The sequence below is a fragment of the Chromobacterium sp. FG89 genome, assembly GCF_057808735.1.
On record NZ_JBMDIQ010000003.1, the window covers coordinates 293,248 to 303,741 of the forward strand.

At 64.9% G+C, this 10,494-nt stretch carries 9 protein-coding genes; 1 reads left to right on the forward strand and 8 read right to left on the reverse strand.

Annotated elements, in window-relative coordinates:
• Positions 1–26: 26 nt before the first annotated feature.
• From ACODRW_RS04945 to ACODRW_RS04980, 8 genes are all read right to left on the reverse strand, one after another.
• Positions 27–1,295, reverse strand: coding sequence for an MFS transporter (locus ACODRW_RS04945; protein WP_253314966.1), 1,269 nt, complete (start codon positions 1,293–1,295; stop codon positions 27–29).
• A 76-nt stretch (positions 1,296–1,371) separates the two neighbouring features.
• Positions 1,372–2,106 (reverse strand): GntR family transcriptional regulator, encoded by a 735-nt coding sequence (locus tag ACODRW_RS04950; RefSeq protein ID WP_199225953.1) that lies wholly within the window; start codon positions 2,104–2,106, stop codon positions 1,372–1,374.
• Positions 2,107–2,494: 388 nt separating this feature from the next.
• Positions 2,495–4,516, reverse strand: coding sequence for a 2,4-dienoyl-CoA reductase FMN-binding domain-containing protein (locus tag ACODRW_RS04955; protein ID WP_488905278.1), 2,022 nt, complete (start codon positions 4,514–4,516; stop codon positions 2,495–2,497).
• Between the two features lie 230 nt (positions 4,517–4,746).
• Complete coding sequence (locus tag ACODRW_RS04960) at positions 4,747–5,529, reverse strand: outer membrane protein OmpK (protein WP_227105685.1); 783 nt, start codon at positions 5,527–5,529, stop codon at positions 4,747–4,749.
• A gap of 191 nt (positions 5,530–5,720) precedes the next feature.
• Entirely contained in the window at positions 5,721–6,053 is a 333-nt protein-coding gene (locus ACODRW_RS04965) for an MGMT family protein (RefSeq protein ID WP_488905279.1), read from the reverse strand.
• 6 nt (positions 6,054–6,059) lie between these two features.
• Positions 6,060–6,710 (reverse strand): MBL fold metallo-hydrolase, encoded by a 651-nt coding sequence (locus ACODRW_RS04970; protein ID WP_227105681.1) that lies wholly within the window; start codon positions 6,708–6,710, stop codon positions 6,060–6,062.
• Positions 6,711–6,858: 148 nt separating this feature from the next.
• Positions 6,859–7,236, reverse strand: a complete 378-nt coding sequence (locus tag ACODRW_RS04975) for a DoxX family protein (protein ID WP_107801175.1) — start codon at positions 7,234–7,236, stop codon at positions 6,859–6,861.
• Positions 7,237–7,384: 148 nt separating this feature from the next.
• Positions 7,385–9,367 carry a methyl-accepting chemotaxis protein gene (locus tag ACODRW_RS04980; protein ID WP_158274386.1) on the reverse strand — a complete coding sequence of 661 codons (1,983 nt, stop codon included), beginning with the start codon at positions 9,365–9,367 and terminating at the stop codon, positions 7,385–7,387.
• Positions 9,368–9,591: 224 nt separating this feature from the next.
• Here ACODRW_RS04980 and ACODRW_RS04985 point away from each other — a divergent pair, with 224 nt between their 5' ends.
• Positions 9,592–10,404, forward strand: a complete 813-nt coding sequence (locus tag ACODRW_RS04985) for a nucleotidyltransferase domain-containing protein (protein WP_488905280.1) — start codon at positions 9,592–9,594, stop codon at positions 10,402–10,404.
• Positions 10,405–10,494 lie beyond the last annotated feature (90 nt).

Consider the following 10,494-nt stretch of genomic DNA (forward strand, 5'->3'; position numbering starts at 1 on the left):
TTTCGATGAAATGGCGCGTCCGCCGTTCAGGCCGAGGCGCGGGCGTCGCGGGCTTCCGGTCCGCGCGGGTCCGGCAGCGAGTCGTTCAGCGGCTTGCCCTTGGTTTCCGGCAGGCAGAACACGGCCAGCGCGACGATGGCGTAAGCCATCGCGGCGCTGACGCCGATGGAGGCGCCCAGGGTCCAGCTGTCGCTCAGATAGCCGACCAGCAAGGGAAAGCCGGCGGACAGGATGCGGCCGAAGTTGTAGCAAAAGCCCACGCCGGCGCCGCGCATGCCGCTGGGGTAGAGCTCGTTGAACAGCGCGCCCAGGCTGGAGGGAATGCCGGCGGCGAAGAAGCCCAGCGGAAAGCCCAGGAACAGCATCAGCGGATTGCTCAGCGGCGCGAACACGTAGATCAGCACCGTGGCCACGCAACAGACGGAGAACAGCAGCAGGTTGAGGCGGCGGCCGATGCGGTCCAGCAGGTAGGCGCTGGCCATGCAGCCGCACCAGAAGGCGACGATGATCACCGCCAGATAGCCGCTGGTGCCGAGAATGGACAAGTGGCGCTCGGTCTTGAGGAACATCGGCAGCCAGGTCATCAGCGCGGCGTAGCCGCCGTGCGCGCCGACGCCGATCAAGGAGCCGATCAGGGTCATGCGCAGCACGTCGGGTTTGAAGATGTCCAGCAGCGGCACCGCGGGCGCGGCCTGGCGTTCGCGGCGTGGCGGTTCCGGAATGTGGCGGCGGATATAGATGATGAAAAAGGCCGGCAAGATGCCGATGCCGAACATCACGCGCCAGGCGATTTCCGCCGGGAACAGCAGGAAGATCGCCGAGTACAGCAGCACCGACGCGCCCCAGCCCACCGCCCAGGCGCTTTGCACCGAGGCCATCGCCTTGCCGCGGTGTTCCGGCCGGATGATCTCCGCCATCAGGACCGCGCCGGCGGCCCACTCGCCGCCGAAGCCGAAGCCTTGTAGCGCCTTGAACACCAGCAACTGCTCATAGCTTTGGGCGAAGCCGGACAGCAGGGTGAACAGCGAGAACCAGACGATGGTGATTTGCAGCGCCAGCACCCGGCCGACGCGGTCCGACACCGCGCCCATGATCCAGCCGCCCAGCGCCGAGGCCACCAGGGTCACGCTGCCTATCATCCCGGCTTCCGCCTTGCTCAGGCTGAAGGCGGCGATCAGCGCCGGGATGGCCAGGCTGAACATCTGCACGTCCAGCGCGTCCAGCGCCCAGCCGCCGAAACAGCCCCAGAAGGTCTTGCGTTCGCCCGGCGAAACCTGCTTATACCAATGCAACATGATGCTGCCCTTTATGGTTCTTGCTTGTTGTCGATGCGTCGCCGCGCGCCGCTGCCACGGCGCGGGCGGCGCGGAATCAGCGGATGTCCGCCTGATAGCGGAATTTATCGGCGCGGCCGCGCACGCTGCGCCATTCCAGCGGGCTGCCGTCATAGGCCTTGGCCAGCCGCTCCAGCACGATGGCCGGGGTGCCGGGCGCGAGTTGCAGCAGTTCCGCGTGCGGCGAGGCGATGGCTTCCGCGGTCAGGATTTCACGCGCGGAGGCCACCACCTGATGACAGCAGTCCTCGTACAGCGGATAGAGCAGGTCGCCGAAACTGGGTAGCGGAATGGCCAGCAGCGCCTGGAAACGCGTCGCCGGCAGCCAGATGGACTCGGCCAGCAAGGGCTCGCGGTCCAGATAGCGCAAGCGGGTCAGGTGGATGGCCTGTGCGCCCGGCGATAGCTGCAGGCTGTCGGCGATGGCCGGCGGCGGCGTCAATTGTTCGCGGTGCAGGATTTTCGCTTCCGGGATGCGGTAATTGCCCGCCGCGTCGTGAAAGCGGAAAAAGCGCAGCAGCGAGGATTGGAAGTTGGCCGGTTTGATGAAAGTGCCCTTACCTTGGCGGCGTTCCACCATCTCGTCGGCCACCAATTGATCCACCGCCTTGCGGATGGTGCCGATGGAGGTGTGGAAGCGTCCCACCAGCTCCGCCTCGGTGGGAATCGCTTCGCCGGGTTTCCATACCCGGTTGGCGATGTCGCGCGCCAAAGCGTCGCGCACTTGCTGGTACAGAGGCAGGCGGAGGTCCGCCTGACGCATGTCGGTCATATGGTCATATATATGAATTAATTCGATGGCCGCAACGATGACAAATTAATGAACGCCAAACAAGAGCTAAAACGTTTTATCAGGGCCGATCTGTACTAAAGGACGGTGTTTTGCGCGGAGAAGCGCGGGCGGGGATGGCGGGGGCAGCGTACAGGCCCGGCGGAGCCGGGCCTGAGAGCCCGTTTACGATCTGCTGCGCGTCGGCGATACGGCGTTGAAAATGGTTTCGAAATGCTCATGTACCGTCTGTACACTCCGCTTTCTCAACCGTTTTCGCCTTGTTCCGCCTTAGCTCGCGAGATCGTAAACACGTTCTGAGAGCCTGCTTAGGACAGTCCGGCGGCCATGTCTTTACGGCATGGCCGGCCGGCGAGAGGGCGGGCGGGAGTCAGATGCGGGCGGCCAGGCGCGAGCCTTGATCGATCGCCCGTTTGGCGTCCAGTTCGGCCGCCACGTCGGCGCCGCCGATCAAATGCACGCTCTTGCCGGCGGCCTGCAGGGGCGCCTGCAGCTCGCGCAGCGGATCCTGGCCGGCGCAGATGATCACATTGTCCACCGGCAGCAGCTGAGCCTCGCCTTTGACCGTGATGTGCAGACCGGCGTCGTCTATCTTGTCGTAGCTGACGCCGGACAGCATGCGCACCCGCTTCATCTGCAGGCTGGCGCGGTGAATCCAGCCCGTGGTCTTGCCCAGGCTTTCGCCCACCTTGCTGGTTTTGCGCTGCAAGAGGTAGACCTCGCGCGGGCTGGGGTGCGGCTGCGGGCCTTGCGGACTGAGGCCGCCCGGATGCTCCACCGCCATGTCCACGCCCCATTCGCGCATGAAGGCGGCGGTGTCCAGCGAGCTGGACTTGCCTTCGTGGGTCAGGAATTCCGCGGTGTCGAAGCCGATGCCGCCGGCGCCGATGATGGCGACGCGCTTGCCCACCGCCTTGCCGTGCTTGAGCACGTCCAGGTAGTTGAGCACCTTGGGATGGTCCACGCCGGGAATCTCCGGCGTGCGCGGCGCGATGCCGGTGGCCAGCACCACTTCGTCGAAGCCGGCCAGGTCCGCCGCGGCCACTCGGGTGTTCAGCCGCTGCTCCACCCCGGTTTGTTCCAGCTTGCGCTTGAAGTAGCGCAGGGTTTCGTAGAACTCCTCCTTGCCGGGAATGCGCTTGGCCACGTTGAACTGGCCGCCGATTTCCGCCGCGGCGTCGAACAAGGTCACTTGATGGCCGCGCTCCGCCGCCACCGTGGCGAAGGCCAGGCCGGCCGGGCCGGCGCCGACCACGGCCAGTTTCTTGGCCTGGGCGGTTTTTTCGTAGTTCAGTTCGGTCTCGCGGCAGGCGCGTGGATTGACCAGGCAGCTGGTCAGCTTGCCCTGGAAGATGTGGTCCAGACAGGCCTGGTTGCAGCCGATACAGGTGTTGATCTCGTCGCCGCGGCCGGCGGCGGCCTTGTTGACGAAGTCCGGATCGGCCAGGAAGGGGCGCGCCATGGACACCATGTCGGCGCAGCCGCCGGCCAGGATTTCTTCGGCCACTTCCGGGGTGTTGATGCGGTTGGTGGTGATCAGCGGAATCTTCACCTTGCCCATCAGCTTCTTGGTAACCCAGGCGAAGCCGCCGCGCGGCACCATGGTGGCGATGGTGGGCACCCGCGCCTCGTGCCAGCCTATGCCGGTATTGATCAGCGTGGCGCCGGCCTTCTCGATCTCTCCGGCCAGATGCGCCACCTCGTCCCAGGAACTGCCGTCCTGCACCAGGTCCAGCATGGACAGCCGGTAGATGATGATGAAATCGCTGCCCACCGCGGCGCGCACCGCTTTCACGGTTTCGATGGCGAAGCGGATGCGGTTTTCAAAGCTTCCGCCCCAGTCGTCGCTGCGCTTATTGGTGGCGCGGGCGATGAACTGGTTGATCAGATAGCCTTCCGAGCCCATCACCTCCACGCCGTCGTAGCCGGCCTGCTGTGCCAGCCGCGCGCAGCGGGCGAAGTCGGCGATGGTTTGCCAGACGTCGGCGTCGGACAGCTCGCGCGGCTTGTAGAAGTTGATCGGCGCGATCAGCGGCGAGGCGGACACGCATTTTTCCTGGAAGCTGTAGCGGCCGGAGTGCAGGATTTGCAGCGCGATCTTGCCGCCGGCGGCGTGCACCGCGTCGGTGACCAGCTTGTGGTGCGGCACTTCGGCCTCGTCGGCCAGCATGGACGCGCCTTCGGCGACACAGCCCTCCGGATTGGGGCCGACGCCGCCGGTGACGATCAAGCCCACGCCGCCGCGGGCGCGCTCGGCGTAAAAGGCCGCCATTTTCTCAAAGCCTTGCGGGGCCTCTTCCAGGCCGGTGTGCATCGAGCCCATCAGCACGCGGTTTTTCAGCGTGGTGAAGCCCAGGTCCAGCGGGGCCAACAGGTGCGGGTATGCCGTCATGTTTTCATCCTCGTGTAGATTTCTCGCGCAGATCATTGTGGCCGCGGCCGTCGTCCGGCGCCAGCGCGGTGGGCAAGTGTTTGATTGCTTGGGCTTGCCGGTGTTGGCGTTGAAGATACTTACTAGTAAGTAAGGTGTCAATCGGCCTTGAGGCCAAGCTTGCCGCGGGAGAAGGCCAATATAAAAAAAGCCACCGCGAAGGGTGGCTTTCATTTCCAGGCCGATAGGGCTTAGAAGTTGTATTTCAGCGAGTAGATGACGGCGTTTTCGTTGCCGGCCACGCCCAGCTTGTTGACGGCGTAGCGGTACTGCAGACCGGCGGTCATGGATTTGACCGGGGTCCACCACAGGCCGATGGCGCCGTTCTGGCCGGTGCGGCGTTCGCTTACGCCGTTCGGGGTGGCCAGGGTGGTGTATTCCTTGGCGCGGTCGAATTCGGTTTCGTGCCACTGGGTCACCGAGAACGGCTGGCCGAAGGCGGTGAAGTCGAAACCGGCGACATAACCGGCCATATAGCCGTTCATATTGGCGCCAACGCCATATTTCAGTTCCTGGTGGAAGCCGAGGAAAGGCTTGAACCAGACTTTGCCGAAGCTCAGGTCGGTGCCCAGGCCCACTACGCGGTTCTGGTCAAAGAAATTGTGGCCGCGGGTATCGTATACGTGGGTGTACAGCTTGACCGGCACGCCGCCGACTTCAGCCAGGTTGAAACGCGCAACTACCTTGGTGGTGTAGCGACGATCGCCTGCCGGCATTTCCTTGTCGTTGCGGTTCCAGTTCTCCAGATCGAAGAAGCCGTAAACATCGCCCCAGGAACGGCCGATGCCGCCTTCGGCTTCCAGGTATTGGAAGTTGCGCTTGGCGCCGAACGGGCCGGCTTGCGTGCGATCCAAGGTGCTCGGCGACCAGTTCAGCTGGTTGAAGCTGACATTGCCGAAGGAGTAATCACCGGCTTGCGCCAGGGTACAGCCGCCCACCAGAGCCAGGGCCAGCAGCAGATTGCGAGTTTTCATTGTTTCACCAGAATATTGTGCGTGTAGCGTGTAGTGCGCGCGGACAGACCTGTCGGCGCGGGCGCAGACTAGCTCAGAAATATTCGTTTGCAAAGTATTTACAATGCGCCTGTCGCATTTTTGTCATTTTATGTAAATGCGATGTATTTTGAGCTATAGATATTTGGCATGAAACATTAAATGTTGTGAAACTACAGTTTTTTGCTACAAAAATGCGCGTCCGGCCAGCCGTAACGCTTTAAATCCACCTTGCCGGCCGCGCTCAATTCCACCCCGTCCTCTTCCAGCAGCAAGCGCTGCCAGTCGGCCTGCTCGCTGCCCGGCCGCGAGATGCGCCCTCCGGCGCCCAGCACCCGAAACCAGGGCACGCTGAGGCCTTCCGGCAAATGGCTGAGCAAACGGCCGACGTGGCGCGAATGGCGCGGATAGCCGGCCTGCTCCGCCAGCGCGCCGTAAGTGGTGACCCGGCCCGGCGGCAGCGCCAGCAGCAGCGCGATCACCTTGCGTTCAAATTCGGGAGGCATCGCGGCTCAGCGGTAGCGAGGGTTGGCCACATAGGGGTTGCTGCGCTTTTCCTCGCCCAAGGTGGTCAAAGGGCCGTGGCCCGGCACCACCGTGGTGTCGTCCGGCAGCAGGAACAGCTTTTGCTGGATGGCGTCGATCAGTTGCTGGTGATTGCCCATTGGAAAGTCGGTGCGGCCGATCGAGCCCTGGAACAGCACGTCGCCGGCGATCAGCAGCCGCGCGCTTGGGCTGTGAAACACCACATGGCCGGGGGTGTGGCCGGGGCAATGGATCACGTTCAGGCTTTCCTCGCCCACGCTGACAGTGTCGCCTTCCTCCAGCCAGCGGTCCGGCGTCAGCGCCTCGCTGCGCGGAAAGCCGAACATATGGCCTTGCTGCGGCAACTGGTCCAGCCAGAAGCTTTCCGCGCGCTGCGGGCCTTCAATCTTGACGCCCAGTTGCTCGGCCAGGCGCGCGGCGCCGCCGGCGTGGTCGATATGGCCGTGGGTCAGCAGCAGTTTTTCCACCGTCAGGTTCTGGCGGGCGGTCCAGTCGGCGATGCGTTCGATATCGCCGCCGGCGTCCACCACCGCGGCGCGGCCGCTGGCGTCGCACCACAGGATGGAACAGTTCTGGGCAAACGGCGTGACCGGAATCACGTGGAAATGCAGGGACATGGCGCGCTCGATTCAATGCAATGCGGCATTGTGGCACGAGTCGGCGGGCAAGAGGAGGGCGGGCCGTCGCGGCCCGGGCCGCTGCAGAGCCTGTTCAACGCTCCTGCCTCACTCTCCCGCCGACGCGCAGCGCATTTTGAGCCGGCTTTCAGTCCTTGCGGCCGTCCCAGGACAACTTGCCCGCGCCGTGGGCGAACACCATCAGCAGGCCGCCGGCCATGGCCAGGTTCTTGGTCAGCTGGATCATTTGCTGGCTATTGCCCGGTTCCCAGTGGAAGAGCAGCGCCGAGGCGACCGAGAAACCGGCCAGCAGCAAGGCCACCCAGCGCGCTTGCACGCCCAGCGCCAAGGCCAGACCGCCGCCGATTTCCAAAGCGATCACCAGCGGCAGCAAGAAGCCGGGCACGCCCATCGCGGCCATATAACCCTGGGTGGCGGCGTAGCCGGCGCCGAGTTTGCCTATCCCGGCCAGGATGAAGACCTGAGCCAACAGCACGCGGGCAAGCAATGCGATCCATTTGTCCATCTTGCGTTCTCCTGCCGGCGCGCCGGCCTTGATTGATGACGCCGGCCGCGGAGGGCGGCCGGCCATGAACGGACTATACGGGCCGGGGCGGCGTGAAAAAAGCGCAAAAAACCGCAAGAGTCGATCAAAAAATCCGACCAAGCCGCGGCTACAGCTTGAATTTTCCAATCAGGGAATCCAGCTCCTCGCCCAGGCGCGCCAACAAAGTGGTGGCCTGCTGCGCCTGGCTGATGGATTCGTCGGTTTGCAGCAACATGCCGTGAATGTTTTCGATGTGGCGGGCGATTTCCTGGCTGGCGCTGGACTGTTCGGAGGTGGAGGCGGCGATGTCGCCCACGGATTCCACCACTTGCTGGGCGTGGCCGCTGATCTGCTGGATCGATTGCGCCGATTCCTCGGCCAGCTTCACCCCCTGGTCCACCTGGCGCAGCGCGCCGTCCATGCTGTCGGAGGCCTTGGTGGTGTCCTGCTGCATGGTCTGGATCACGCCGGAGATTTCCAGCGTGGCCTGAGCGGTGCGCTCGGCCAGCTTGCGCACTTCGTCCGCCACCACCGCGAAGCCGCGGCCCATCTCGCCGGCGCGCGCCGCCTCGATCGCCGCGTTCAGCGCCAAGAGATTGGTCTGGTCGGCGATGTCGCGGATCACCGACACGATGCCGCTGATCTGGTCCGAGCGCTGCTGCATGCCGCTCAGCACCTCGGCCAGCTCGCGCACCGTCTGCGAAATGCGGCCGATCTCGCGCACGGTGGCGTCGACATTGGCCGAAGCCTCGCTGGACAGCGTATCGGCCTCGCGCGCGCGCTGCTCTGCCACGCGAGCCGATTCCGCGATGTGGCTGACGCTGACCGACAACTGCTCCACGCTGGCGGCGGTGGCGTTGGCGGCCTCGGACTGGCGCGCCGAGCTGCCGCGGATCTGATCCACGTCGCCGGACAACTGGCGCACAGAACCCAGCACATCGCCGGCGTGGCGGCGCACGTCCAGCATCATCGTGCGCAGCGAGCCGGTGAAGGTATTGAACGCGCCGGCGGCCAGGCCGATCTCGTCGCGGCTGGCGATGGGCAGCGCCCGGGTCAGATCGCCGCTGCCGGAGGCCAGCTCGCTCATCGCCGATTGCAGCCGGCCCAGCGGGCGCAGCAACTGGCTGAGCGTGGCGCCCAGCAGCAACAGGATCAGCGCCAGAATGCCCAGGCTGATCAAGGCCGACTGCCAGCTAGCCGCGCGCACCGGCGCGAACGCCTCGCTCAAAGGGATGGAAATGCGCACCGCCCACGGCATGCCGGCCTCGCCCACGGTGATGGGCATGATGAAGTGGCGGAAGCCGTCGTCGCTGTCGTACTCCGCCGGCTGGCCGCCCTTGATCGCCGTCTTGGCCGCCGCCGGCAGACCGGCGTCCGCCTTGCCGTTGAGCGCCGGGTCGCGGCCGGCCAGCTGCACGCCGCTATTGGAATACAAACTCATGAAGCCGCTCTGGTAAGGCTTGACCTTGGCGGCCAGCTCCTGCAAATGACCGAGCGCGATATCGCAGCCGGCCACGCCCAAGACCTTGCCGTTGCTCGACAGGGGAAAGGAAATGGTGCCCATCAGGATCTTGATGTCGGGATCGACGTAAGGCTCGGTCAGCATCGGCTTGCCGGTCTTGCGCGGCTCGGTGTAGTAGGCGCTGTCGTCCACGCCCTCGCCGCCCCACACCACGTCGATCTTGCCGCTCTTGCGATACCAGTACACGCCGCTGCGGCCGGTCTTGTCGTTGTGCTCCTTGCCGGCCAGCTCCGCGTCGCGGCCGTCCAGCGCGTTGGGCTCCCAGATCGCCCAATAGCCGACCGCGTCCGGATTATTGGGCAACTGGCCTTTGACGATGTCGGATATCAGCTGGCGGGCGTTGGGCGGCAGATTGTGCTTGACCGCCACCGCGGACTCGGCCACCACCTGGGCCGAATCGTAAGTCTTGCCCAACAAGCGTTGCACCTGGCCGGCCTCGCTTTCGGCCAACAGCTTGGCGTTGTCCAGCACCGCCTTCTCCGCGCTCTGATAACTGGCGTAGATATTGACGCCGGCCAGCACGCAAAAACCGATCAGGATCAGCAGGCCGGAACTGGCCAGAATCTTGCCCTTGATGGTGGTGATCATGGTTGTCCCCATCGCTTCATATGTGTTCTTCCCCAAAAGCCGTTGCGAGCGGACGCCGGTTCCCGGCCCGGTTATTATGGTGTGGGCCCGCCGGCGGCATCGGTTTCCAACGGCATGCCGCCATTTGTATTAAATAGCTTAAATGGGGTAAAGGGAAATTTTGCAATCGGCGGGACGGCGCCCCATCTTCCGGCGCGCCGCGGCGAGACAGGGAGAATCGAAGCATGTCGATGGAAGCATGCACCCGCCCGGACCATGCCGAGCGCCCGGCGGAGGCCGCGCGGCGGCTGGTGCTGGCGCGCTTGGAACAAGTGGAGGCGAGCCACGGCGTGCGCATCCTTTACGCGGCCGAAGGCGGCAGCCGCTGCTGGGGCTACGCCGCGCCGGACAGCGATTACGATGTGCGCTTCGTCTACCTGCATCCGGATGCGTGGTACGAGACCGGCGACCGGCGCGACGTGATCGAACTGCCGCTGGCCGACGGGCTGGACATCAGCGGCTGGGAGCTGCGCAAGGCGCTGCGGCTGAGCCTGGGCGGCAACGCCGCGCTACTGGAGTGGCTGGCCTCGCCGCAGGTCTACCGCCAGCACCCGGCGGCCTGCCGGGTCTTGCGGGATCTGGGGCCGGAGCACTTCGCCGGCGAGGCGGCCTATTGGCATTATCTGTCCGTGGCGCGTAAGAACTACCGCGGCCGCAAGCTCGAGCAACAACTGCGACTGAAAAAATACCTGTACGTGCTGCGGCCCTTGCTGGCGGCGCAATGGGTGAAGACGCGGCGCGGCATGCCGCCGCTGGCGCTGGCGGAATTGGTCGCTGGGACTTTGGACGATGTCCGGCTGCGCGATGAGCTGGCCGGCCTGCTGGCCTTGAAAACCGCCGGCGGCGCGCCGGAGTACGGCCCGGCCACGCCGGGCCTGCAAGACTATATCGATGAGGCCATGCGGGATTACGAGGCCGCGGCGCGCCCGAGCCGCTACAGCGACTGGGCGCGGGCGGACGCATTGCTGGAGCAAGTACGCCTGGCCTGCGGCGCTTGAAGAGGCGGAAGCCTCTGTGTCTGAGAACCTGTTCTAAGTCTCGCGAGCAAGAGCGAGACAAGGCGAAAACGAGCGAAAAAGCGGAATGTA